A 25832-nucleotide genomic window follows, 5' to 3' on the forward strand; every position below is an offset into this window, starting at 1 on the left:
GCCGATTTGCCAGCCGAAAAAACCTTTGCTTCCTACACTGTTTTCGCAAAAGCACAACCGATTGTCAAAGTAAAACAACCTAAATCAGTACAACATGCCATATGTGTTGCTGCGTGACTGTTTTTTAATGGATATTTGAGCTGACCTGCACCATTATGTATCACGTTTTGCTCTGTTTTTGCGCATCGTTCCCCCTTTTGACTCGAGGTAAATTGGTTAAGCCTTTTGCAACCATTGTTAACAAAAGTGCTGAACGCTTTTTTTGCCCTGTCAAATTCCCTACAATCAGGCGCTGGGGCGAAAGTAAAAACAGTTGAGGGTCTCATGATCACCGCCAAACACAGCAAATTACTTATTCTGGGCTCTGGCCCGGCAGGCTACACTGCCGCCGTTTATGCGGCACGCGCCAATCTGGAACCGGTGCTCATTACCGGACTGGAAAAAGGGGGGCAGTTAACCACGACGACCGAAGTGGAAAACTGGCCGGGCGACCCGCACGATCTGACAGGACCGCTTCTTATGGAGCGAATGCAGGAACATGCAGAGAAATTTAACACCGAAATCATTTTCGACCATATCCACAGCGTCGACTTGCAAAATCGCCCATTTCGCCTGACAGGTGACAGCGGCGAATACACCGCAGATGCGCTAATCATTGCCACAGGTGCATCAGCGCGCTATCTCGGTCTGCCTTCAGAAGACGAGTTTAAAGGCCGTGGTGTTTCTGCCTGTGCCACCTGTGATGGTTTCTTTTATCGAAACCAGAAAGTCGCGGTAATTGGTGGCGGTAACACCGCAGTAGAAGAAGCGCTCTATCTGGCGAATATTGCTGCCGAAGTGCACCTTATTCACCGTCGGGACAGCTTTCGGGCAGAGAAAATCCTCATCGACCGTCTGATGGAAAAAGTACGCAATGGCAATATTGTACTGCACACAAATCAGACGCTGGATGAAGTGATGGGAGACCAGATGGGCGTCAGTTCTCTTCGCCTGCGCTCTGCTCTGGATAATACCCAGACGAAAGAACTGAATGTTGCTGGTCTTTTTGTCGCCATTGGACACAGCCCGAACACGGCTATTTTCAAGGATCAGCTTGAGCTGGAAAATGGCTATATCAAAGTTCAGTCCGGTTTACAGGGTAATGCCACCCAGACAAGTATTCCGGGTGTATTTGCCGCCGGTGACGTCATGGATCACATTTATCGTCAGGCGATTACGTCTGCTGGTACCGGCTGTATGGCCGCATTGGACGCAGAACGCTATCTGGATGGATTAGTTAAAAAATCTCAGTAAGTTGTTAAAAAACTGAGCCAATTTTACCTCAGGCGACCACTACTGGTCGCCTTTTCACCTTCTGCATTGTAACATTGCCCATACTCTTTCCCGATCAACAGCGTGCCGCCGTAATGGCTCAGTCGCTGAATATCTGGCTTCGCGGTAAGGCATGAATAAATCACGGCAGCAACAGTTACTTCGCTGGTTAAAAATCCAGAGCGTCCAGGGCAAACGTTGGTTAAGGCTTTCACAACTTCTGGGTATTTTCAGCGCGCTATTGATACTTGCACAGGCATGGCTGATGGCCGGGCTGCTTCAGTCACTGATTGTTGAAAACCTTTCCCGCCATTTCCTTCTTCCGCAGTTTGTGATGCTGGCTTTCTGTTTTACCCTGCGTGCGCTACTGGTATGGCTACGCGAGAAAACCGGCTTTGAGTATGGCAACGCTATCCGACAACACCTGCGACAGACCGTGCTTAACCGGCTGGAAGTTCTCGGCCCTGCATGGATTAATGGTAAACCGGCAGGGACCTGGGCCACACTTTTGCTGGAGCAGATTGACGATATGCAGGATTACTATGCGCGCTATCTGCCTCAGATGCTGTTAGCGACGCTTATCCCCTGCTTTATACTGCTTATACTGCTGCCGGTAAACTGGGTTGCCGCGCTTATTCTGTTGTTAACTGCACCATTGATCCCCTTGTTCATGGCGCTGGTTGGCATAGGAGCAGCCGATGCCAACCGTCGTAACTTTAAGGCACTGGCAAGACTCAGCGGTCATTTTCTTGACAGATTACGAGGACTGGACACACTCCGGCTCTTTGATCGTGCAGAAGCAGAAACACAGCAGATCCGCAAAGCCTCAAGCGATTTTCGCCAGCGCACCATGGAAGTGCTTCGTTTGGCTTTTCTTTCCTCTGCCGTGCTGGAGTTTTTTGCTTCGCTTTCCATCGCCATCGTTGCCGTCTATTTCGGTTTTTCGTATCTGGGTGAGCTGAATTTTGGCCATTACGGGACCGAAATTACGCTCTTTGCTGGCTTCCTGGCATTAATTCTCGCACCGGAGTTTTTTCTGCCATTGAGGGACCTGGGCACATTTTACCATGCTAAAGCACAGGCAATTGGCGGAGCGGATGCGCTGGAAGCCTTCCTGACAGAAACTGCCAATCTGCCTGCCCGACACGGTGAGAAAACACCGGATTTCAGCCACGAAATAACCATAGTGGCAGAGGCACTGAGGGTGCTTTCGCCGCAAAATACACTATTGGCTGGCCCACTCGATTTTGTCATCAGACCCGGCCAACGAATTGTGCTACTAGGTCAGAGCGGAGCCGGTAAAACCTCATTGCTGAATATGCTGTTAGGCAACCTTCCCTATCAGGGATCGCTGAAGATCAACGGCGTGGAACTGCGTGATATTCAGCAGGAACACTGGCACCAACAGCTGGCCTGGGTTGGACAGAATCCTCTCCTGCCAGCCAATACGCTGGGTGAGAATATCGTACCCGATGGCAGTGACGATACGGCAAAATTGCAGCAGGTTTGTGAAGCGGCCGGTGTGGCAGAGTTCCTCTCCCGGCTGCCCAATGGGCTGGCAAGCGAAACGGGTGAGCAGGCAGAAAAGCTCTCTGTTGGTCAGGCTCAACGTATTGCAGTGGCCAGAGCGCTGTACAAACCCTGTAAAATGCTACTGCTGGATGAACCCACTGCCAGCCTGGACAGTCACAGCGAAAGTCAGGTCAATCAGGCTTTGCTGGCAGCCTCCCGCCAACATACCACCGTCCTGGTAACGCATCAGTTGCATCAGTTGTACCTCTGGGATGAAATCTGGCTGATGTCCGGGGGCAGGCTGATCCAACAGGGAAATTTTCAGCAGTTGTCGCAGGACGCAGGAGCGTTTGCCGAACTGATTTCGCGTCGTCAGAGGACAGTTATATGAAGATTTTACTTCCCTTTCTGGCACTTTATCGCCGCCACTTTTGGCGTCTGACGTTAGGTGTACTGCTGGCGATTATCACCTTACTGGCCAGCATCGGGCTGCTCACCCTCTCCGGTTGGTTTCTGGCGGCATCATCCCTGGCCGGTGTGGCAGGATTGTATAGCTTCAACTATATGTTGCCCGCAGCGGGAGTACGGGCGGCTGCCATTAGCCGCACAACTGCCCGTTATTTTGAGCGGCTGATAAGCCATGATGGCACTTTCAGAGTACTTGAGCATCTGCGGGTTTTTACCTTCAGCAAATTACTGCCTCTTTCTCCCGCTGGACTGGCAGGTTTTCGCCGTGCTGATCTGCTTAACCGGCTGGTTGCCGACGTCGATACTCTGGATCACCTCTACCTGCGTATTATCTCACCATTGTGTGGAGCGCTGGTGGTCATCCTGACAGTTACGTTGGGCCTGAGCTGGCTCGACTGGCAGCTGGCGCTATTTTCTGGCGCGGTGATGACGGTAACTTTACTGCTCCTCCCGATGCTTTTTTACCGCGCTGGTCGTTCTGTCGGTCAGGCGTTAACGGGTCTGAGAGCTCAGTACCGTGCGCAACTGACTGACTGGTTACAAAGTCAGACTGAACTGAAATTGTATGGTGCTGCTTCACGTTTCAGAAATGAGTTACGCATAACTGATGCCCAGTGGCAGGATGCGCAACGTTCACAAAGCAGTCTTGGAGGCCTTTCACAGGCCTTACTTTTGCTGATCGCTGGCGGTAGCGTGGTCTTAATATTGTGGCTCAGCGCCGGGGGTGTGGGCAGCGAGACGCAACCTGGCGCGCTGATTGCGCTGTTTGTCTTTTGCATACTTGCCGCGTTTGAAGCGCTGGCGCCGGTCGGAGGTGCCTTTCTGCATCTTGGCCAGGTCATCGCTTCCGCCCAACGGGTAGCACAGATAATCAATCAGCAACCCACGGTAACGTTTCCCACCGTGCGGCAAGATAGCGTCGCTGCTACCACCCTGAGCCTGCGCAATATTGACTTCACTTATCCCAATGGCAAATCTGCCCTGCACCAGATTTCTCTGGACATTGCTCCCGGAGAACATATCGCCCTGCTGGGACGCACTGGCTGTGGCAAATCCACACTGTTGCAACTACTAACCCGTGCATGGGACGTTGACAGCGGGGAGATCGTCATTAATGACCAACCGCTGAAAAACTGGGATGAAACCTCATTACGTGGCATGACCAGTGTGGTTACGCAGCGGGTTTATCTGTTCAGCGGAACCCTACGGGAAAACCTTCTGCTGGCTGGTGCACAAAGCAGCGATGAACAATTAGCTGAGGTGCTGCATCAGGTCGGGCTGCAAGGGCTGCTGTGTGACAGCCAGGGATTAAACGGCTGGCTGGGCGAAGGAGGTCGTCAGCTTTCCGGTGGGGAACTGCGTCGACTGGGCATCGCCCGAGCCCTGCTACACGGCGGTTCTCTGCTATTGCTGGATGAGCCTACTGAAGGCCTTGATGCTGAAACCGAGCAGCAAATACTCGCACTTTTGCGTCGTGTGGCACAGGATAAGACGCTGATAATGGTCACCCACCGTTTGCAGGGACTGACACATTTCGACAGAATTTGCGTTATGGAGAACGGTCACCTTATTGAACAGGGTCAGCATCACGAATTAATCGCAAAACGCGGACATTACTGGTATTTTCACCAGCAGTTTACGTTATAGTCTGAACCTTACGTGCGACAGAGATTATTTCCATGCGCCTAATCCAGCTTTCAAGAGACTCACTCAGTTTTCCTCCTCCAGAAATGGCGCTGCGGGAGCCTAACGGTCTGCTGGCAATGGGCGGCGATCTCAGCCCACCACGTCTGCTCAGTGCTTACCATCGGGGAATTTTTCCGTGGTTTTCTGCCAGAGATCCTATCCTCTGGTGGTCGCCCGATCCGCGTGCGGTGCTCTACCCACAGAAATTTCATCTGAGCCGAAGCATGAGGCGCTTTCATCGGCACTCCCCTTATCGGGTCACTGTAAATCAGCGCTTTTATGACGTGCTTGAAGGATGTGCCAGCGATCGTGCTGAAGGTACCTGGATCACCAACGAAGTAAAACGTGCCTGGTTGAAACTGTCAGAGGAAGGTCATGCCCATTCCATTGAGGTATGGCTTGATAATGAGCTGGTGGGTGGAATGTACGGGCTGGCCCTTGGGCAAATCTTCTGTGGCGAATCAATGTTCAGTCAAAGGGAAAATGCGTCCAAGACCGCACTGATGATCTTTAGCCGTTATTTTGCACAGCAGGGAGGCAAACTGATTGACTGTCAGGTATTGAATCCGCATACCGCCTCTTTGGGCGCGGAGGAAATCAGCAGATCGGATTACCTGCAACAAATTGAAATGCTGGCAAATCAGCCCCTTGCAAAGAGCTGCTGGCAGCAGCAGACCCTTTTTTGATGAGGAACCACGATGTTTTCCACGCAAAAGTGGATAACAGTGATATAATGCCCCGGTTTGGAATGTCGTCCGCCCTTCGCCTCCTGTGAGTAGCGAGCTGGGTCTGGCCTGGCTGGGAATATTAACGAATCTCGTCTTTCGGTTTTCATTACGCTCAGAAGCGAATGCAATGCCACTCTTAGCCGCAATTCTCCACGCTGACGCCATTACTCTTTCAGTTTATTCGTGGCTTCTCTGCCCATTGGCAGAGGGGCTAATGGTGGTATAATCACCAACAATTCTTTACATAATACCTGAAATTCGGCATTATCATGCTGGTTAAAAATGAAGGTTGTAACCCTCAGAGGATTCGATGGCCAAAGAAGACAATATTGAAATGCAGGGTACCGTACTGGATACGTTACCTAACACCATGTTTCGCGTTGAGTTAGACAACAAACACGTGGTTACTGCTCATATCTCCGGTAAAATGCGCAAAAACTATATCCGCATCCTGACGGGCGACAAAGTGACTGTCGAGCTGACCCCGTATGACCTGAGCAAAGGCCGCATTGTCTTCCGTAGTCGCTAGACAGAACCGCTTTCTGCCGACAGCCGGCACAGTACAGTAAAAAGGCCGCACGATGTGCGGCCTTTCGCTTTATCATTATTCATCAGAATTAATGAACGGTTCCTTCGGTTTTACGTTTTTCAGCACTGAGAAAATGGTAAGTCAGCTCGTTTTTCGCTTTATCAAGCGCTACCGATACCGAACCACCGTCCACCAGGGAACCAAACAGCAATTCGTTAGCCAGCGGTTTCTTCAGGCTTTCCTGAACGGTACGTGCCATCGGACGGGCGCCCATTGCCTTGTCATATCCCTTCGCTGCCAGCCAGTCCCGAGCTTCATCACTGACCTCAAGTGACACACCTTTCGCATCCAGCTGCGCCTGCAACTCAACAATAAACTTGTCAACAACCTGATGGATAACCTCCGTATCAAGATGCTTAAACCAGATAATGTTGTCCAGGCGGTTGCGAAACTCTGGCGTAAAGATTTTTTTGATCTCTTCCATCGCATCGGTACTGTTATCCTGCTGGATCAGGCCGATGGATTTACGCTCAGTTTCGCGCACGCCAGCGTTGGTCGTCATCACCACCACCACATTGCGAAAATCCGCCTTACGACCATTATTATCGGTCAGCATACCGTTATCCATCACCTGTAACAAAAGATTGAACACATCAGGATGTGCTTTTTCAATCTCATCAAGCAGCACTACAGCATGAGGATGTTTAATCACGGCATCGGTTAGCAGCCCCCCCTGATCAAAGCCTACATAGCCCGGAGGCGCACCAATAAGCCGGCTGACGGTGTGACGTTCCATGTATTCGGACATATCAAAACGGAGCAATTCGATACCCAGCGCTTTCGCCAGCTGGACGGTCACCTCGGTTTTCCCGACGCCAGTAGGACCGGCAAACAGGAAGGAACCGACAGGTTTACGATCCTGACCAAGACCTGCACGACTCATTTTTATCGCTTCGGTTAAGGCTTCGATCGCATTGTCCTGACCAAATACCAGCATTTTCAGACGATCGCCCAGCGTTTTCAACGTATCACGGTCAGTGGCTGAAACACTTTTCTCAGGAATACGAGCGATGCGGGCCACCACGGATTCGATATCTGAGACGTTCACCGTTTTCTTGCGCTTACTTACCGGCATCAGACGTGCGCGCGCGCCCGCTTCATCAATCACATCAATAGCTTTGTCTGGCAGGTGGCGGTCGTTGATATATTTCACCGCCAGCTCTACCGCAGCCCGCAGAGCTTTTGCGGTATAACGAACGTCGTGGTGCGCTTCATATTTCGGCTTAAGGCCGCTCAGAATTTGCACCGTTTCGTCCACGGATGGCTCAGTGATGTCAATTTTCTGAAAACGACGGGCCAGCGCACGATCTTTCTCAAAAATATTGCTGAATTCCTGATAGGTGGTGGAACCCATTACCCGAATCTTTCCGCCGGACAACAATGGCTTAATTAAATTAGCCGCATCCACCTGGCCACCGGAAGCCGCGCCCGCACCGATAATGGTATGAATTTCATCAATAAACAGAATACTGCTGTGATCCTGTTCAAGCTGTTTCAGCAATGCCTTGAAGCGTTTTTCAAAATCACCGCGATATTTAGTACCGGCAAGCAGCGATCCGATGTCCAGTGAATAGATGGTGGCATCTTTCATCACGTCAGGAACATCGCCCTGCACAATACGCCAGGCCAGCCCCTCCGCAATGGCAGTTTTACCTACGCCGGATTCACCTACCAGCAATGGATTGTTTTTACGACGGCGGCAAAGTACCTGAATGGCACGCTCCAGCTCTTTATCACGCCCGATCAGCGGATCGATGCCTCCCACGCGGGCAAGCTGATTGAGGTTGGTGGTGAAGTTCTCCATACGTTCTTCCCCGCCTGCCTGCTCTTCGTTGACCGGATTTTCTGAAGCTGATGACGAACCGGACTCCTCTTTGCGCGTGCCGTGAGAAATAAAATTAACCACGTCGAGACGGCTGATTTCATGCTTACGCAGCAGATATGCGGCCTGAGACTCCTGTTCGCTGAAAATAGCCACCAGCACGTTGGCCCCTGCTACTTCACTGCGCCCGGAGGATTGAACGTGAAAAACTGCGCGTTGCAGTACGCGCTGGAAACTGAGCGTCGGCTGAGTGTCACGCTCTTCTGCACTGACCGGCAAGACCGGGGTAGTTTGTTCGATGAAAGCTTCAAGCTCCTGCCGGAGAGCCACAATATCAACGGTACAGGCTTCCAGTGCCTCTCTGGCCGACGGGTTACTGAGCAGAGCCAATAACAGATGCTCGACGGTCATAAACTCATGACGGTGCTCGCGCGCTCTGGCGAAAGCCATGTTTAAACTGAGTTCCAGTTCTTGATTGAGCATAGGCACCTCCCCCATTAGATGGCCTTATTCAGGCTTTTTCCAGCGTACACAGCAACGGATGCTCGTTCTCCCTGGCGTACTTATTTACCTGAGCGACTTTGGTTTCTGCCACTTCGGCAGTGAAAACACCGCAGATCGCCTTTCCCTGGTAGTGGACCGCAAGCATCAGTTGCGTTGCACGTTCTACATCATAAGAAAAGAACTTTTGCAGTACGTCAATAACAAATTCCATAGGTGTATAATCGTCATTCTTGAGAATAACTTTATACATTGAAGGTGGCCGCAGTCCTTCGCGAAGTTTGTCATCTGCAAGATGTTCAAAGTTAAGCCAATCGCTAGTGTTTCCCATACCTGTCCACAGTTAAAAACGTTGCTTAATTACGCCAGTTGCATTTATCTCATCAGTCAGTGTAACACACCCCTGGTGCGGATTAGCGTTGATACAATTTGCCACAGGCTAGCGCCGGACGACCTCGATCACAAAATTTTCAATAGCGTTAACTGCCTCAAATTTTGATGATTTTATCCCGTACCTGTCGTCTCAATTGCTTGACGCTTTGTACTATTTCTCTACAGTACGGGCCTAAGCTGTGTGTTTTAACCAGCCCGGAGGCGACAGCCTCTTCACCTCACTCAATTGAACTTTATTGCGAGGGATCCAGAATTATGGAGACGGGTACTGTTAAATGGTTCAATAATTCCAAAGGCTTTGGCTTTATCTGTCCGGTCGGTGGTGGCGAAGACATCTTCGCGCACTACTCCACTATTCAGATGGACGGCTACAGAACGCTGAAAGCCGGGCAACAAGTCCAGTTTGATGTGCATAAGGGGCCAAAGGGCAATCACGCCAGCCTTATCGTCCCCGTGGGACAAGCGATAGCAGCCAGTACCTGACCCTTCCCTGACTCATTCTGAACAACCCTTGTGTAAAATGCCAGCCACCTGAGCTGGCATTTTTTACCGATGCAAATCAAATTGGGCTACCTCACCACTTTTCAAGTCCGACCCCATTAAAAATTGCCCTGCTGTATTCCACACCCGCAGACATATCGCTATGAAAGCGTTTTAATCTAATCAGATATCAGTCTCTCTCTCTTTTACTGTCGGCGACTTTACTCATGATAAAAATGTCGTCAGGATAACGCCTCATTTTTTATCAGATAAAGAAGCATTCTATGTATTCAGGATTGTTGATAATCCTTGCGCCTCTGATTGTTGGCTACATGCTGCCACTCCACGGTATCCCTCTGCAAAAACAGGTTAATAAACTGCTGGGCTGGATGGTCTATGTGATCCTGTTCGTTATGGGAATGGGGCTGGCGTTTCTCGACGATCTCAGCCATAACCTGCTGACGATATTTCACTATTCACTGGTTAGCGCGGTCTGCATACTGATTTGTAATCTGCTGGCACTGCGCCTGCTGGAATGGCGTTATCCCTGGCAACATCACCATCACAAAGGAATATTGCCTTCCCGACTGTCTATGGCGCTTGAATCGCTTACACTTTGTGGTGTGATAACCGCAGGCTTTGTCATCGGCCTGAGCCACTGGGCTCCGTTAAAATACGCCCCACAAGCCAGTGAATACGCGCTGCTGTTTCTGCTGTTCCTCGTCGGCCTGCAACTGCGGAGCAGCGGAATGACAGTTCGGCAAATCATCCTTAACCGTCGCGGACTGCTGGTGGCTTCGGTGGTCTTTGTAAGCGCATTAATCGGGGGCATGATAGCCGCAATGCTGCTGGGTCTCTCTTTTTGTACCGGCCTGGCACTGGCTTCAGGATTTGGCTGGTATTCTCTTTCCGGTATTCTGATGACTGAATCTTTTGGCCCGGTAATGGGCAGCGCCGCCTTCTTTAACGATTTGCTGCGTGAGCTGTTGGCAATTATGCTGGTTCCGACGCTAATCACCCGACATCGCGCGACGGCGCTTGGCCTGTGTGGTGCCACATCAATGGATTTTACTCTTCCGGTATTGCAGCGATCAGGCGGAACCGCGATAGTCCCTGCCGCCATCGTCCAGGGTTTTATTCTCAGTCTGGCAGCCCCTGTTCTGATTGCCCTGTTTTCCTCATGGTCTGTTTGATTATTCAGATACAGGCGGTTGACTTTAATGAAGCGCTAAGATCCACACAGCGTTGCTCTTCGTCTGAACAGCGGCTTTGTTTTCATCGCTGCTGGCTGTGATTACCCCCAGGTCAGGTCGTTATCTTTTGATGATTCGGATGGCTTAATAACAGGGCCCAGCCGCACGAATTGCGGCATCCCGTTAGCATAAAACTATCGTTAACGCCGTGGTTAGTTTTGTCTCAAAAGCGTTCTAACGCTGACCAGGATGCATTTCTTTTCACCGCATATTGTCATTGATGCCCACCCTCGCTATCAGCTGAAAATAGGGCTGGGGTGCTGGCAGTTTATCTTTCACATCGGCCGACAATATCCTCGTTAAATACGCTGAACTCTAAGTATTTTAATTACGGGCGGTAAACGGAGGGATTACTCTCCCACTCTGTCACACCTCGACTATGCTTTTTCCTGTCAGTTTTAACCGGAATAAAACCAGCTCAGGAGCAGAGATGAAACAAACCGTAGCCGCTCTGGTGGCAAAAACGTTAGAAAACGCTGGCGTGGAACGTATCTGGGGTGTAACAGGAGACTCACTCAACGGACTGAGCGACAGTCTGAACCGCATGGGAACCATCGAATGGATGCCCACCCGTCATGAAGAGGTTGCCGCATTTGCGGCCGGAGCAGAAGCACAGATTAGCGGCAAACTGGCGGTGTGTGCCGGGTCCTGCGGGCCGGGTAATCTGCATCTGATTAACGGTTTGTTTGACTGTCACCGTAACAATGTGCCTGTACTGGCTATCGCCGCGCACATTCCTTCTGCTGAAATAGGCAGTGGCTATTTTCAGGAAACGCACCCTCAGGAATTGTTCAGGGAGTGCAGTCACTATTGTGAACTGGTCTCTAATCCACAACAGTTGCCTCAGGTTTTGAGCATTGCCATGCGCAAAGCGATCCTCAATCGCGGCGTATCGGTGGTGGTCATTCCCGGTGATGTGGCACTGCAGGCCGCCCCGGAAAGCGCATCAGCGAGCTGGTATCCGCCGCAGTTGCCGGTAGTTCAGCCCCCCGCAACTGAACTGGCGAAACTGGCAACACTGTTAAATCAGGCACAAAACATCACGTTGATGTGCGGCAGCGGTTGTGCAGAAGCGCATGATGAAGTGGTGCAACTGGCGCAGACACTAAAAGCACCGATAGTCCATGCTCTGCGCGGAAAAGAGCATATCGAATACGATAATCCTTACGATGTTGGTATGACCGGCCTGATCGGCTTTTCATCCGGTTATCACGCCATGATGAACGCCAGTACGCTGCTCCTGTTGGGAACACGTTTTCCCTATCGGGCCTTTTATCCAACGGAGGCCAACATTATTCAGATTGACCTCGATCCCGGCAGTATCGGTGCTCATTGCCACGTCGATATGGCACTCACTGGCGATATCAAAACCACGTTGACCGCCCTGCTGCCGCAGCTCGACATCAAACAGGACCGTGAATTTCTCGACAGGGCGCTGGAAGATTATGCCAACGCCCGCAAAAATCTGGATGAACTGGCCACCGCCAATGACAAACAACCTATCCATCCGCAGTATCTGGCTCAGCAACTCAGTCACCATGCCGCGGAAGATGCCGTGTTCACCTGTGATGTTGGTACACCAACCGTATGGGCAGCTCGCTATCTTAAAATGAATGGTCGGCGGCGTCTGCTTGGCTCGTTTAATCATGGCTCAATGGCCAATGCCATGCCGCAGGCGTTGGGTGCTCAGGCCATCGATCGTTCGCGCCAGGTGATCGCCATGTGCGGGGATGGTGGATTTAGCATGCTGATGGGGGACTTTCTCTCGGTCGCACAGCTTAAGCTGCCGGTTAAGCTGGTGGTGTTCAATAACAGTGTGCTTGGCTTTGTGGCAATGGAGATGAAAGCCGGCGGCTATCTCACCGACGGTACCGGGCTTGAAAATCCGAACTTTGCTGATATCGCCACCGCCTGTGGTGTGAAAGGATTTCGCGTGGAGCGGGCTTCAGAACTGGATGACGCCATCCGGCAGGCGCTCTCTTATGACGGGCCGGCGCTGATTGATGTTGTGACTGCCGGAGAGGAGCTGGCTATGCCGCCACAGATAAAAATGGAGCAGGCCAAAGGATTCAGCCTCTATATGCTGCGCGCCATTATCAACGGACGAGGCGACGAAGTGGTTGAACTGGCAAAAACCAACTGGCTACGATAAACAGAATGAGATCTTACTGACGGGCGCAACGGCGTCCGTTTCTCACCGGCAAAGCGCCACTTAACCAACGATACCCCAACCGTTCCTCCCTGCCCTCCTTAGCATCAGCAGACGGGGCATAAAACGGCGAACGCGGCTCAGCAAACATGCTATTGGACTGCTCGCACGATGATTACATGCAACGCCAGCTATAGCCCTGCGCTGTAATTTACCCCACGCGACGGCTCCGGCTGATAAATTATTCTTAAGGTCAGCCTCTACTGGTTTCAGGAGTTTATCGCTGGCGGCAATCGTATTTATTTATACTACCCTGCTTTCAGATGGATGCCTTAATAGCGGCAGGTTTTTATTGCCATCACGACAACTAACCTGCCGTGCGTCAGGTAGAGAATATTTCCTCACTGGCCGGTGGTGATCCTTTCGCAACAGTACATATACAAAATAAGATGTGGTGGTCGCTTCGCGGCTGCTTATCTTATTTGCAGAAAATTCATCTGTAGCCGCACCCGGATATCGCCCTTTTTAATTCGCATCAAAACATGACCAAAACGACAGGAAATAGCAAATATTCATGTTGATCGGTAAAAAAATGTCACTTAGTATGCCTTCCGAAAATCTTAAAAACCTGTGAAAACCAGCATATAACCACAGCAATCAATATCAATAATTAAAATAGTTAACTGATTAAATAATCATTATTTTGACAAGGATACGTCAATGAAGGCTATTCCCGCCCTCCCCGTTCGTTATAAAAGTGGTGCTGTTTTTTTAACGGCCCTGTCACTGTTTTTCTTGCTGCCAGGAGCAGGTGCCGCAGACGTCAGTGAGCCACTGCTTTTGCAACAACAGCGCCAAAAAGCGCTGGAACAACAACTGACACCGCCAGTCCCTGACGTAAGGCTTTCACATCCCGATTCCGCCTCCGGCAGTCTGACATTTCCTGCGGAAACCCCCTGCTTCCCGATCTCTCAGGTGATCCTTTCCGGTAAAGACGCCCTGCCGGGCTGGATCCCCTTACAGCGTATCAGCAGTCAGGCCGTTGGCCACTGTCTGGGGGCTAAGGGCATTAATCTGCTAATGAGCAGGTTGCAGAACCGCCTGATCGGCAGTGGTTATATCACCACCCGAGTGCTGGCGCCGACACAGGATCTGAACAGCGGGAAACTGACACTGACTATCGTGCCGGGCAAGGTGCGTAACCTGATCCTGCCCCCTGACAGTGGGCATGCTGTTACGCTTTACACCGCCTTTCCGGCACATACCGGTGCGCTGTTGAATTTGCGCGATATCGAGCAGGGACTGGAGAATCTGCAACGCCTGCCAACCGTAGAGGCGAGTATGGAAATTGTGCCGGGCAGTCAGCCAGGCGAGAGCGACGTGCTGCTCAGCTGGCAGCAAAGCAGACGCTGGCGCATCGGTACATCACTGGATGACTCCGGCTCCCGCAGTACCGGACGCTACCAGGGGGGACTGACCCTGTCGCTGGATAACCCACTTTCGCTCAGCGACCTGTTGTGGATCTCCGCCAGCAGTAGCCTGGAGAAGCACCACGACAAAGGCAGCGGTAACCTGACGGGCCATTACTCGCTGCCGTTTGGCTGGTGGACCGCCGGCTTGACCCTCAACAGCTATGACTATCATCAGACGGTTGCCGGGATAAATCAGGACTATCGCTACAGCGGGAGAAGCCAGAACCTGGATTTCCAGCTCAGCCGCATGCTGCACCGAAACAGCAGCCAGAAAACCACGCTGACTTATGATGTGCTGGCAAAACAGACCAGGAACTTTGTCAACGATACGGAAGTGGAAGTGCAGCGTCGGCGTACGTCTGCATGGCGAATTGGGTTGCAACACCGCCACTATATTGCCGGCACCACGCTGGATGCCGGCATCAACTGGCAGCGCGGTACTCGCTGGTTCAACGCGCTGCCAGCGCCGGAGGAGAACGTTGGTGAGGCCACCGCGCTGTCGAAAATTCTGCAACTCTCCGCACGGCTTAACCTTCCCTTTGCGCTGGGCAACCAGAAATTCAACTACAACGTGCAGTACCAGCGCCAGCTAAGTAATACTCCGCTAACGACACAGGAGCAATTCACTATCGGCAGTCGCTGGTCGGTGCGCGGATTTGACGGCGAGCGCTCGCTGAATGCCGACCGCGGCTGGTTCGTACGTAACGATCTGGCGTGGGCTACGCCGTTGCCTCAGCAGGAACTCTATCTGGGCTTCGACTACGGCGAAATCGGCGGTAAAGCAACAAACAATCAGGTGGGTACTCGTCTGGCGGGAGGTGCCGTCGGCCTTCGCGGGCAGACCTTCAATATCAGCTATGACCTGTTTGCCGCCGTGCCGCTCTCCAGACCCGATGGATTCAGAACCGACCCGGTGTCGCCTGGCATAAGTCTTAACTGGCAGTACTGAGCAGGCAAACAGGGGTGCGATCAGGAAATGATGACGTTGAGTCGCCGGCATCCCCGGCGGCGGGATTGGTCAAACTGACGTATTTGCTGCCTCAGTCTGACTCTGGTTGCACCTGCCCCAGTACAGGAATTTGCCACTTCACTACGACTGCCAGCCATCAAGCGCCAGCAATCTGCCGGAATTAGCCATGTGCTCAGTATGCTGAAGATGGAAAGGTGAATCCGCTTAACGCTGTCGTGGCTGGCTGGCTGGCTGGCTGGCTGGCTGGCTGGCTGGGCTAAGGTTATCACCATCGCATGGCCTGAACAGCACTGAAGCCAAAATCCACCCGACCGTTGCCCTCAGGCATGATGATCGCAGAAACTTTCCCAGTTCGCGGATATCGCCTGCCTTGAGCGTCTGCCAACCAGCTCTTTACAGGAATAATTTTCTGTACCGGACATCATTGAGTACAGTGTATTGGTGCTATGATCGATATACTTCAGGCTGGTTGGTGATTGGCAATATTCAGCGATTGATCAATCAGCATAATTCGGGCCGGGTTTCCTCAGCGTGACCTACTATCAGGAACAGTCAACGTGATTGATTTACGTAGTGATACAGTAACCCAACCCAGCGCGGCTATGCTCTGTGCAATGATGGCCGCAGAAACCGGTGATGACGTTTACGGTGACGATCCGACGGTGAACGCGCTGGAAGCCAAAGCAGCAAGCCTCAGTGGTAAAGAAGCCGCACTTTTTTTGCCAAGCGGTACGCAGGCCAACCTGGTTGCCCTGCTCTGCCATTGTCAGCGCGGCGAAGAGTATATTGTCGGTCAGCTGGCCCATAACTACAAATATGAAGCGGGCGGAGCAGCGGTATTGGGCAGCATACAGCCCCAGCCCATCCTTGCCGCCGCAGATGGTACGCTCCCGCTGGATGTGGTGGCGCAATTTATCAAACCCGATGATATCCATTTTGCTGTTACCCGGTTGCTGAGCCTGGAGAACACGCATAACGGCAAGGTACTGCCGCTAAGCTATCTGCAACAGGCTTATGAATTTACCCGCGAACACAAGCTGGCACTGCATGTCGATGGCGCCCGCATTTTTAATGCGGCGGTTGCGTTAAACGTTGATCTTGCAACCTTAGCCGGCTACTGCGACACCCTGACTATCTGCCTGTCAAAAGGCTTAGGTACGCCAGTGGGATCGCTACTGTGCGGCAACCACGACTATATTCGGCGCGCCCGCCGCTGGCGCAAAATGACCGGCGGAGCCATGCGCCAGGCCGGTATACTTGCGGCAGCGGGACTGTACGCACTTGAGCATAACGTGGCACGTTTAAAGGACGATCATGATAACGCCGCCTGGCTGGCACAACGGCTGAAGGCCATCGGCGTGGACGTTTCGCGTCAGGATACTAATATGGTCTTCGTGCGCCTGCCGGAAAACCAGGCAGTATCCCTGAAAAACTGGATGGCGGCAAAGAACATCCGGCTCAGTACCGGCCCCGTTACCCGGCTGGTGACCCATCTGGATGTGGATCGTCCGGCACTGGAGACGCTGGTAGCGGAATGGCGGGCTTTTTTAGCCGCGTGACCGGCGACAGTGACCCTTATCGCTATTCGCTTTACGCCAGTCACGTGGTCACAACCGCCACGTTTATATCACTGGTCAGAAGGATGTCTGACCGCGGTACTTCTCCAGAAGGGCTTTCGCCATTGCCTCACTTTGTGCATCAGCCAGCCCACGATAATCTGCCGGGCGAAAATGCATCTGGAATGCGGCAATCACTTTTTGCTGCTGTGCTGGCGTCATATCCGGCGTCACCTCATAACCATACCTTCCCAGCAAAGTCAGCAACAGGTGCGCACTGGTCAGTTGCCGGGGCGATCTGCCGGCCAGAAAATATGTCACACGCTGCGCATCCGGCCAGGCCCCCACTCCCCGTTCAGCAAGCCACTGCCAGGGAAACAGCGGCCCGGGGTCCTGTTTACGCTGCGGTGCAATATCACTGTGTCCCACCACGTTCTGCGGCAGAATGTGATAACGATCGATGATGTCACGAAGCAGCGGTAACAACGCGTCGATCTGCTGCCCTGGAAACGGATACCAGACCACACCATGAATAGTCCGTCTGAACCCCTGATTTTCAAGCTCAATCCCAATGGATGTATCATTCAGGCGGGTGGCCCCTTGCCAGAAACTGCGCCCGGCATGCCAGGCCAGTTGTGTTTCCGGCACCAGGCGAAAAACGACTGGCCTGCGGGCATTTTCAGGTGGTCTGGCCGGGATAAGATAATGTGCGCTAACCTCACGATCGGTCAGCGTCGCCAGCGACGTGGGGAAATCTTCGGCGGTGTAATGTAGCACCAGTACACCAATCCTTGGCCTTGAACCATAAGCGTGATGTCGTGTATCCACCGCATAGCCATTGTGCTTCTCCAGCCCGGCCGGAGCACAGTCAGTAAGCAGTAAGATGGCTGCCAGGATCAGTAACAGGCGCATCAGCGGCAGACTTGCACTGCGGGGGCACGCAGGCCGATCATCGGCACATTGCGGTCTTTGCCCGCCGTCCCGTCATCGATATCGATGCCCGGCGCACTGGCCTGCACCATCGGTTCACTGAAGAAACGCTGACGGGTGTTGCGTAATACTTTCCCATATGTGTCTGAACGCCCGCCAACAACATCACGAATGCCAGTGAAAAAGACACAAAACAGGCTGACACCAGGCACGGCCTCGCCAGTCATGACATCACGGTATTCCATAATGGGACAGCCTTCGGGTATGGCGGTGATTGAACATTGCATTGCATTTTCTCCTGTCAGCAGGGCGCCGCGGATCTGGCCCGTATGGTTAAACAGAGCAGCTATACTTTATGCTAAAAAACGCCATCCAGAAACAATAAGGAAATCAAGATGAAATACCAGGCAATTGCCTTACTGGCTCCGCTGACGCTGCTTACTGCCTGTACCACGGTACAACCCGCGTATAAAGACATTGGCACCCGTACAGGGCCATGTGCCGATGGTGGCCCGGATTACGTCGCACAACAGTTCTATGATCTGCGTACCAAACAGCCGACACAGGGCCTGCCTGACACACAACAACTGGCAAAGTATCGCCCTTATCTCAGTGACAGTCTGTATCAGACCCTGCTGAAAGCAGGTAACGAAACCAAAAGGGAAACCACGCTGGCACAGGGGGATCTGTTCTCAAGCCTGGCGGCTGGTCCCACGTCGGCCAGCGTGGCAGATGCCTCCACCATTCCTGACAGCGATGCGCGTAATATTCCGTTACGCGTTAGCCTGAGCCAGGATGACGGCAAATGGCAGGATGAGGTGTTGATGGTGCGAGAAGGAACCTGCTGGGCGATTGATGATATTCGCTATCTTAGCCCCACCCCGCATCTCGACGGCGGTTCTCTCCGTCAGCGCCTGCTAAAATAAAGCGCCGGCTGGTGCCTTATCCGTAGGCATACAGCCGTTTCTCCTTTCTGCCTTTCCCGGCATTTTTTAACTTAATTAACACAATATTGTGCTAGCATTTAGCTTTTCGTCCATGTATTTGCGAATTTTTCAGACGATGATTGCATAACCATGCCGTCAACGCTAAGATCCGCAGCATCAATTGCTATTCACTTTTTACGCATGAGTATTCAACTTAACGCTGTTAACTGTTTTTATGGTACCCATCAGGCTCTGTTCGACATCCAACTGGCCTGTTCTGAGGGCGAAACGCTGGTTCTGCTTGGTCCAAGTGGTGCCGGAAAAAGCTCGCTACTTCGGGTTCTGAACCTGCTGGAGATGCCACGATCCGGTACGCTGGCTATCGCCGGTCATCATTTCGATTTCAGTAAGAGGCCTTCCGATGCCGCTATTCGCGAGCTACGGCAAAATGTCGGCATGGTCTTTCAGCAATACCATCTCTGGCCACACCTGACGGTGAAACAGAACCTGACTGAAGCCCCCTGCCGCGTACTGGGCCTGAACAACGAATTGGCCCACGCCCGTGCAGACAAATTACTTGAGCGCCTGCGCCTGACTAAATTTGCCGACCGCTTTCCGTTACATCTTTCCGGCGGTCAACAGCAGCGAGTGGCAATCGCTCGTGCGTTGATGATGGAACCGGCAGTACTGCTGTTTGATGAGCCGACTGCCGCACTGGACCCGGAAATTACCGCCCAGATCGTTTCAATCATTCAGGAACTTGCTGAAACCCGCATCACTCAGGTGATTGTTACCCATGAAGTCGAAGTGGCCCGCAAGACAGCCAGTCGCGTGGTGTATATGGAGAATGGTTACGTCGTCGAACAGGGTGATGCCAGCCGCTTTACACAGCCGCAAACCGAAGCGTTTGCCCATTATCTGTCACACTGATGCAGGACATCATGATGAAAAAAGTCGTACTCGCCGCACTGCTTGCCGGCTTAAGCCTGAGCGCCACGGCTGCACAAACTATCCGTTTTGCCACTGAGGCCTCTTACCCTCCATTCGAATTTGTTGGTACTGACAATAAAATTCGCGGGTTTGATGTGGATCTGGCTAACGCGCTGTGCAGCGAAATGAACGCGACCTGCACCTTTACTAATCAGGCCTTTGACAGCCTGATCCCCAGCCTGAAATTCCGCCGTTTTGATGCGGTCATGGCCGGTATGGACATTACTCCTGAGCGTGAAAAACAGGTGCTTTTTACAAAAGCCTATTACGATAACTCCGCACTGTTTATCGCCCAGAAAGGTAAAATCACTTCGGTGGACGCGCTGAAAGACAAACGTGTTGGGGTGCAGAATGGCACTACCCACCAGAAATACCTGATGGAAATAATGACCGGTATTAAGACGGTTCCTTATGACAGCTATCAAAATGCGATCCTTGACCTTAAAAATGGTCGTATTGATGCCGTGTTCGGTGATACCGCGGTGGTAAACGAATGGCTGAAGCAAAATACCAATCTGGCACCGGTTGGCGAGAAAGTGACGGACAAAGCCTACTTTGGTACCGGTCTTGGCATTGCCGTGCGCCAGGGAAACAACGAGCTGCAAAATCAGTTCAACACCGCGTTGGAAAAGGTGAAGGCCAATGGCACCTGGAAAACAATCTATAGCAAATGGTTCCCACAGTAATTTCTGAATGAACGAACTTTACCCCCTTGTTAGTGCCGCCGGGATGACCGTCGGCCTTGCCGTTTCTGCTCTGGCGGTTGGTCTGGTGTTGGCGATGATTTTTGCAGTCTGGGAATCGGCACGCTGGCGTCCACTCGCCTTCGCAGGCACCGCGCTGGTGACGCTGTTTCGCGGACTGCCGGAAGTTCTGGTGGTGCTGTTTGTCTATTTCGGCGCATCGCAACTTTTGCTCACGCTCTCTGATGGTTTCACCATCAATCTGGGACTGCTGAAGATCCCGGTTCAGATGACCATAGAGAATTTTGACGTCAGCCCGTTTCTTTGCGGCGTCATCGCCCTCTCCATCCTCTACTCTTCTTATGCCTCACAAACCTTGCGTGGTGCACTGAAAGCGGTTCCGGTCGGCCAGTGGGAATCAGGCCAGGCACTGGGAATGAAATCCACAACCATTTTCTTTGGTTTGATTATGCCGCAAATGTGGCGTCATGCGCTGCCGGGCCTTGGTAATCAGTGGCTGGTATTGCTGAAAGATACTGCGCTGGTGTCGCTTATCAGCGTCAACGACATTATGCTGCAAACCAAAAGCATCGCCACGCGAACTCAGGAACCCTTCACCTGGTATATGATTGCGGCGGCTATCTATTTGCTGATTACGTTGCTCAGTCAGCAGGTCCTGAAGCGGATCGATGCCCGCGCCACGCGATTTGAACGGGAGAGCAACGGATGCTGAGTTATTTACCCGATCTGCTCAAAGGGCTGCATACCAGTCTGACGCTAACCGCCGCCGCATTAATGCTGGCGTTACTGTTTTCGGTACTGTTTACCATCATCCTGTCTCTCAGGGCGCCACTGCTGAGCCTGTTGGTTCGGAGCTATATCACCTTGTTTACCGGCACGCCGCTGCTGGTACAAATCTTTCTGATTTATTATGGCCCCGGACAGTTTCCATCCATTCAGTCAGTTCCGTGGCTGTGGCATCTGCTCTCCCAGCCATGGCTGTGCGCATTGCTGGCGCTTTCACTCAACAGCGCCGCCTATACCACCCAGCTGTTTCATGGTGCGGTGCGGGCTATCCCATCAGGACAGTGGCAATCCTGTGCAGCACTGGGAATGAACCGCCGGGACACGCTGCGCATTTTGCTGCCCTACGCGTTCAGGCGCGCCCTTTCTTCCTATTCCAACGAGGTGGTGTTGGTATTCAAGAGCACATCGCTGGCTTATACCATCACCCTGATGGACGTCATGGGGTTCGGTCAGTTGCTGTATGGAAGAACCTATGATGTGACGGTATTTGCCGCCGCCAGTCTGATTTATCTCTGTATTAACGGCTTGCTGACTTTACTGATGCGTCTGGTAGAACGCCGCGCGCTGGTCTTCGAACGCCGTAACTGACCGATACCGTTGGTGTGCACATCACCGGTATCTTTCGGAAACAGCCCTTCTTTAGTGTTTAATCAGCGGATAGCTTACCGCCGCTGGCTGGCATAATCATCGGGTATGTTAATCGCAAGGACGGTAAGTAATGTATAAGTACTTCTTCAGCCTGCTACTGGCAAGCTTCAGCATGAGCACACTGGCCAGCGGTGCTTTACGTTTTGCGACAAACGCAACTAACCCACCCTTTGAGTTCCTCAATAAAGACAACCAGCTGGTGGGTTTTGATATCGATCTGGCAAAAGCGCTGTGTCAGCGTATGCAGTCAGAATGTGTTTTTATCAATAATGACTTTACGCAGCTACTCCCCTCCCTCAGATTCGCCCGCTATGATGCAGTTATTTCCGGTGTCGACATCACCGATGAACGCCTGAAGCAGGTGGACTTTACCCAGCCTTATTTAGTGAACTCCGGCAGCATTGTCGCGATGAAAAATCGCTACAACAGCATCACTCAGTTGAAAGGCAAACGCGTTGGTGTTGGCGGCGAAACGACCCAGCAGGCGTATCTGCAATCGAAATGGCCGGATATTATCCCGGTAGTCTATGATAACTACGATAATGCGCTGCTGGATATGCATAACGGCAGGCTTGATGGCATATTCGGTGATACGCCAGCGGTGAAGCAACTGCTGAAAATCAACCCGCAACTGGCGATGGTTGGCGATCCAATTATTGACAGTAACTATTTTGGCCAGGGGTTAGGTATTGCCGTTCGTAAAGGTAACGATCAATTGTTAAAACAGTTGAACGACGCGCTGCAACCTCTGAAAGAGGACGGTACCTTACAACGGCTTACCATGCGTTGGCTCAGCGCCGGGAGTTGATGACGATCAGCGACGTCGCAACAGCGTTAGCACTTCGCTGTGCGCCGTATGCGGAAACATATCAAACAGTTGTACTTTTTCTACCTGGTAATCGTTCATCAGTGCAATATCACTGGCCATCGTCTGCGCGTTACAGCTTGAATAGAGGATCCATTTCGGTGCCATGGTACTGAGCCAGTGACAAAGCTGCGCGCCGATTCCCCGGCGCGGAGGATTGACCAGCACCAGATCCGGTACAGCATCCTCACCACTGGCAAAATCAGTGGAGTCCAGCGCGGCAAACCTGACCTTATCCATTCCCATTACCGCCGCCGACCGCTGCGCGCAACGGATTGCTTCAGCGCTGATTTCAATGCCGGTGAGCCGCATCTCCTTACTGGCACAATGCAGACCGAAACCGCCGACGCCACAAAACAAATCCCACATGTTGCGCACGCCCAGCTCACCCACCCACTGCCGTGCGGTAGCATAAAGTGAGGCAGCCACGTCAGGATTGGTCTGGAAGAAACTCTGCGGACGGATCCACAGCGGTACGTCATTAAGCTGTTCAGCCAACGCCTGATTTTCCGTCAGTGGGATCTCTTCATCACCTTCAAGGATAGCCATATGTACCGGCTGGATATTCGCGGAAACGACACTGAGTTGAGGCAGCTGCTGTTGCAGTTCAGGTAACACACGCTTTAACTGCGCCAGCTTGGTTTTTGAACGCAGCACAAAGCGTAACATCAGTTCACCGCTGTGTCGGCTTTCCGTCAGCAGGATAAACTTCAGTTCACCGCGTCGGCGTACCACGTTGTACGGGGTGAGGCCGGCACGGGCAATAAATGGCCTCAGCTGCGCAAAAACGGAGGTGAAACTGTCAGGATAGAGCGGACAGGCACAGAGATCGACTGACTGCCCGTCGCGGTGCATCAGCCCCAGCACCGGGCGCTCAACGCTGCCGCTGACCACCATTTTAGCCTTGTAACGAAAGCGCCGCTCAGCCGAGACCACCGGGGGCAACCACTGCGCCGGAACCTGTCCGACAAGCAGCTGACGCAGACTCTCCTGTTTTCGATCAATCTGACGTGGGTAAGGAACAGATAGCCACTGGCATGAATGGCAGCGGTCAGAATCGTAGAGGGCGCAATGCATAAGAGCGTGGTTATCCGTATAGCAAAAAGCGGGCAGGAATGAATTGTATCACTCAGCTTTCAGTGATGGCGAAAAAATTCCCGACTGCTGACAGGCACAAACAGTAACAGCAACACCATCAGGTCAGGCAGCTTCGCAAACAACAGCCGTGGAAGCAGCGGGCTTTGGTTGCGGTCACTGATATTGAACAGCTCAGGATAAACCCAGCCCATTGAGGCCATAAACAGGTAGAAGATCACCACCAGCTGTGCCAGCGCGTAGCCCCATCGCCCCCAGCTGCGCCCACGGATGGCCGCCAGCGCACAGCGTAACTGAATAAAGAACAGCAACTGGCTGGCGATAAAAATCAGCGTGGAATCCCACGCCTGAGCGCTGCGATGGATAAATCTGAACAGCTCATCTGTTCCCAGTTCATGTACCTGAAGCGCAACTCCCACCAGGCGGATAGCGATGATGCCAATACCCGCCACCAACACCGGCACCGGCACCGATGAGGTCGATGACAGAACCGCTTTACCTTCTCTCAGCACCTCTGACATGTTGTGCTCCTGCGTCGCCTGCTTACACTCAGTAGTGGCGCACTGCGCCACGCTGTTTTTATTGCTGGTTTTCGTCAACAGAAAACGCTGACGGGATAGTTAATCAACAACAGAATGAAACATTAATTTTTAATTCACCGATAAAAAGAGCGTTGCTTATTTCTGCCGCTGGCAAAACGGTCGCTTTATTTTTTAATTCCGTCATGATATCTGATAATCTCACGGTAAATAGCAGCACGCTATTTTTTTAGCTCAATTTTTATAACATTTCCACTTTATGGAAACTTTTCCTCTGTAATATTAACTTTTGACGTTATTCAGGGAGTTTTACATGACTGAAAAAGAGTGCACGGCAGATGCTCAACATCACGCCACAGGCCCGGGAGCTTATATCGCACTGGTGACAGCCATTCTTTTCTTCTCAGGATTTTTTTATAACCTTGAAGGAATAAAATGGGCAGGTGCCTTTGATTTCACCACGCTGGCAGGAAAATTTGGCAGTATAAAAGACGCCGCCAGCAGTACTTTTATTGGTACGGGCGGCGTCGGTGCAAAAGCCGGTTTTTTGTTTGCACTGTCGCTGGTACCCACCGTGATGCTGGCTCTGGGCGTGCTGGAGATTTTCACTCATTATGGTGCCATACGCGCCGCACATAAACTGCTTACCCCATTACTTAAACCGCTACTGGGGATTCCGGGACGCACAGGTCTGGCCTTAATCACCGATCTGCAAAGCACCGATGCGGGCGCTGCGTTAACCAAGGAACTGTACGATGAAAAACAGGTAACCAGAAAAGACCTGGTCATTATGGCCGCCTGGCAATATTCCGGGGCGGGTCTGATCAATAACTATTTCTCTATTGGTTCCGCACTGTTTCTTTCCCTTTCCGTGCCGGTTCTGATTCCGCTGTTATTAATGTTTGTATTGAAGTTTGTTGGCGCGGTGCTGGTCCGCCTGGTATTGAATACCGTCTGTAAAGAGGACTTTCGGAATGCAGAATAAAACGCAGGCGGTGGTTTCCCGCAACCCTTTCGATATTTTTGTCACCGGTGCCCGCAAAGGCTTCCACATTGCCACTCACAATTTAATGCCAAATGTGCTGATGGCGTATGTCATTGCCGAAATGTTGAATCTGCTTGGTGTGATGGCATTCATAGGCAAGATTTTTGCACCGGTAATGGGGCTGTTTGGCCTGCCCGGTGAGGCGATCACCGTGCTGCTCACCGCGTGGCTTTCAGCTTCTGCTGGCACCGGCGTGGCGGTAAGCCTGCTGACAAAAGGTATGCTGAGCGGTGCGGATATTACCATCCTTGCTCCCGCTATCTTTCTGATGGGTTCGCAGTTGCAGTATATGGGCCGCCTGCTGGGGGTGGCTGATGTACCCAAAAAATACTGGCCGCTACTGATGCTGACAAGCATTGTTAACGCGGTTATCGCCATGCTGGTGATGCGATGTATTGCCTGACAATGACAAAA

Annotated in this window: 25 protein-coding genes; 18 read left to right on the plus strand and 7 right to left on the minus strand. The window is 52.1% G+C overall.

The genetic code is table 11. The features are described 5' to 3' along the window. Positions 1–324 precede the first annotated feature (324 nt). The 5 genes from trxB (at position 325) to infA (ending at position 6234) form a co-directional block, all read left to right on the plus strand. Entirely contained in the window at positions 325–1293 is a 969-nt protein-coding gene (gene trxB / locus EB241_RS10400) for a thioredoxin-disulfide reductase (protein ID WP_124233108.1), read from the plus strand. A gap of 151 nt (positions 1294–1444) precedes the next feature. Then, entirely contained in the window at positions 1445–3214 is a 1770-nt protein-coding gene (gene cydD / locus EB241_RS10405; protein WP_124233109.1) for a heme ABC transporter permease/ATP-binding protein CydD, read from the plus strand. After that, the gene (gene cydC, locus EB241_RS10410) at positions 3211–4938 is read left to right on the plus strand and encodes a heme ABC transporter ATP-binding protein/permease CydC (protein WP_124233110.1); all 1728 of its coding nucleotides are present in this window, start codon (positions 3211–3213) and stop codon (positions 4936–4938) included. The genes cydD and cydC overlap by 4 nt, the downstream gene beginning before the upstream one ends. Before the next feature lie 32 nt (positions 4939–4970). Next, complete coding sequence (gene aat / locus EB241_RS10415) at positions 4971–5663, plus strand: leucyl/phenylalanyl-tRNA--protein transferase (RefSeq protein WP_124233111.1); 693 nt, start codon at positions 4971–4973, stop codon at positions 5661–5663. 352 nt (positions 5664–6015) lie between these two features. Further along, on the plus strand, positions 6016–6234 hold the full coding sequence (gene infA / locus EB241_RS10420) for a translation initiation factor IF-1 (RefSeq protein WP_124233112.1): 219 nt from the start codon (positions 6016–6018) through the stop codon (positions 6232–6234). An 88-nt stretch (positions 6235–6322) separates the two neighbouring features. Here the strand turns inward: infA and clpA are convergent, their stop codons facing one another. Next, the gene (clpA, locus tag EB241_RS10425; RefSeq protein ID WP_124233113.1) at positions 6323–8599 is read right to left on the minus strand and encodes an ATP-dependent Clp protease ATP-binding subunit ClpA; all 2277 of its coding nucleotides are present in this window, start codon (positions 8597–8599) and stop codon (positions 6323–6325) included. A gap of 28 nt (positions 8600–8627) precedes the next feature. Beyond that, positions 8628–8948 carry an ATP-dependent Clp protease adapter ClpS gene (gene clpS, locus EB241_RS10430; protein WP_124233114.1) on the minus strand — a complete coding sequence of 107 codons (321 nt, stop codon included), beginning with the start codon at positions 8946–8948 and terminating at the stop codon, positions 8628–8630. Between the two features lie 317 nt (positions 8949–9265). Here clpS and cspD point away from each other — a divergent pair, with 317 nt between their 5' ends. From cspD to EB241_RS10450, 4 genes are all read left to right on the plus strand, one after another. After that, positions 9266–9493: a cold shock-like protein CspD gene (cspD, locus tag EB241_RS10435; RefSeq protein WP_124233115.1), complete on the plus strand. Its 228-nt coding sequence runs from the start codon at positions 9266–9268 to the stop codon at positions 9491–9493. Between the two features lie 281 nt (positions 9494–9774). After that, positions 9775–10683 (plus strand): lysine exporter LysO family protein, encoded by a 909-nt coding sequence (locus tag EB241_RS10440; RefSeq protein WP_124233116.1) that lies wholly within the window; start codon positions 9775–9777, stop codon positions 10681–10683. 490 nt (positions 10684–11173) lie between these two features. Next, complete coding sequence (poxB, locus tag EB241_RS10445) at positions 11174–12895, plus strand: ubiquinone-dependent pyruvate dehydrogenase (RefSeq protein WP_124233117.1); 1722 nt, start codon at positions 11174–11176, stop codon at positions 12893–12895. A 717-nt stretch (positions 12896–13612) separates the two neighbouring features. Continuing rightward, entirely contained in the window at positions 13613–15313 is a 1701-nt protein-coding gene (locus EB241_RS10450; protein ID WP_124233118.1) for a ShlB/FhaC/HecB family hemolysin secretion/activation protein, read from the plus strand. A gap of 20 nt (positions 15314–15333) precedes the next feature. On the opposite strand, the gene EB241_RS10455 is transcribed toward EB241_RS10450, so the two are convergent. Beyond that, positions 15334–15606, minus strand: coding sequence for a hypothetical protein (locus EB241_RS10455; protein WP_124233119.1), 273 nt, complete (start codon positions 15604–15606; stop codon positions 15334–15336). A gap of 285 nt (positions 15607–15891) precedes the next feature. Between EB241_RS10455 and ltaE the strand changes: the two genes are divergently transcribed. After that, positions 15892–16893: a low-specificity L-threonine aldolase gene (gene ltaE / locus EB241_RS10460; RefSeq protein ID WP_124233120.1), complete on the plus strand. Its 1002-nt coding sequence runs from the start codon at positions 15892–15894 to the stop codon at positions 16891–16893. Positions 16894–16968: 75 nt separating this feature from the next. Here ltaE and EB241_RS10465 read toward each other — a convergent pair whose 3' ends face one another. Next, positions 16969–17802, minus strand: a complete 834-nt coding sequence (locus EB241_RS10465; RefSeq protein ID WP_124233121.1) for an N-acetylmuramoyl-L-alanine amidase — start codon at positions 17800–17802, stop codon at positions 16969–16971. Further along, positions 17802–18107 (minus strand): heavy metal-binding domain-containing protein, encoded by a 306-nt coding sequence (locus tag EB241_RS10470; RefSeq protein WP_124233122.1) that lies wholly within the window; start codon positions 18105–18107, stop codon positions 17802–17804. Before EB241_RS10470 ends, EB241_RS10465 begins: the two co-directional genes overlap by 1 nt. A 108-nt stretch (positions 18108–18215) precedes the next feature. Between EB241_RS10470 and EB241_RS10475 the strand changes: the two genes are divergently transcribed. From EB241_RS10475 to EB241_RS10500, 6 genes are all read left to right on the plus strand, one after another. Continuing rightward, a complete protein-coding gene (locus EB241_RS10475; RefSeq protein WP_124233123.1) occupies positions 18216–18746 on the plus strand; it encodes a lipoprotein in 531 nt (176 codons plus the stop codon). A gap of 201 nt (positions 18747–18947) precedes the next feature. Next, positions 18948–19676, plus strand: a complete 729-nt coding sequence (gene artP / locus EB241_RS10480) for an arginine ABC transporter ATP-binding protein ArtP (RefSeq protein WP_124233124.1) — start codon at positions 18948–18950, stop codon at positions 19674–19676. Positions 19677–19690: 14 nt separating this feature from the next. Further along, on the plus strand, positions 19691–20422 hold the full coding sequence (gene artJ, locus EB241_RS10485; protein ID WP_124233238.1) for an arginine ABC transporter substrate-binding protein: 732 nt from the start codon (positions 19691–19693) through the stop codon (positions 20420–20422). Between the two features lie 7 nt (positions 20423–20429). Further along, positions 20430–21152 carry an arginine ABC transporter permease ArtQ gene (gene artQ / locus EB241_RS10490; RefSeq protein ID WP_124233125.1) on the plus strand — a complete coding sequence of 241 codons (723 nt, stop codon included), beginning with the start codon at positions 20430–20432 and terminating at the stop codon, positions 21150–21152. Continuing rightward, positions 21146–21814 (plus strand): arginine ABC transporter permease ArtM, encoded by a 669-nt coding sequence (artM, locus tag EB241_RS10495; RefSeq protein ID WP_124233126.1) that lies wholly within the window; start codon positions 21146–21148, stop codon positions 21812–21814. The genes artQ and artM overlap by 7 nt, the downstream gene beginning before the upstream one ends. A gap of 130 nt (positions 21815–21944) precedes the next feature. Continuing rightward, the gene (locus tag EB241_RS10500; protein ID WP_124233127.1) at positions 21945–22682 is read left to right on the plus strand and encodes a transporter substrate-binding domain-containing protein; all 738 of its coding nucleotides are present in this window, start codon (positions 21945–21947) and stop codon (positions 22680–22682) included. Positions 22683–22688: 6 nt separating this feature from the next. Here EB241_RS10500 and rlmC read toward each other — a convergent pair whose 3' ends face one another. Both rlmC and EB241_RS10510 read right to left on the minus strand, forming a co-directional pair. Beyond that, positions 22689–23816 (minus strand): 23S rRNA (uracil(747)-C(5))-methyltransferase RlmC, encoded by a 1128-nt coding sequence (rlmC, locus tag EB241_RS10505; protein WP_124233128.1) that lies wholly within the window; start codon positions 23814–23816, stop codon positions 22689–22691. A 59-nt stretch (positions 23817–23875) separates the two neighbouring features. After that, a complete protein-coding gene (locus tag EB241_RS10510) occupies positions 23876–24355 on the minus strand; it encodes a YbjO family protein (RefSeq protein ID WP_124233129.1) in 480 nt (159 codons plus the stop codon). 331 nt (positions 24356–24686) lie between these two features. Between EB241_RS10510 and EB241_RS10515 the strand changes: the two genes are divergently transcribed. Together EB241_RS10515 and EB241_RS10520 are read left to right on the plus strand one after the other, a co-directional pair. Next, a complete protein-coding gene (locus EB241_RS10515) occupies positions 24687–25358 on the plus strand; it encodes a nucleoside recognition domain-containing protein (RefSeq protein WP_124233130.1) in 672 nt (223 codons plus the stop codon). Next, entirely contained in the window at positions 25348–25821 is a 474-nt protein-coding gene (locus tag EB241_RS10520; RefSeq protein ID WP_124233131.1) for a YjiG family protein, read from the plus strand. The genes EB241_RS10515 and EB241_RS10520 overlap by 11 nt, the downstream gene beginning before the upstream one ends. Positions 25822–25832 lie beyond the last annotated feature (11 nt).

The sequence above is a fragment of the Erwinia psidii genome (assembly GCF_003846135.1).
Taxonomy (GTDB): Bacteria; Pseudomonadota; Gammaproteobacteria; order Enterobacterales; family Enterobacteriaceae; genus Erwinia; species Erwinia psidii.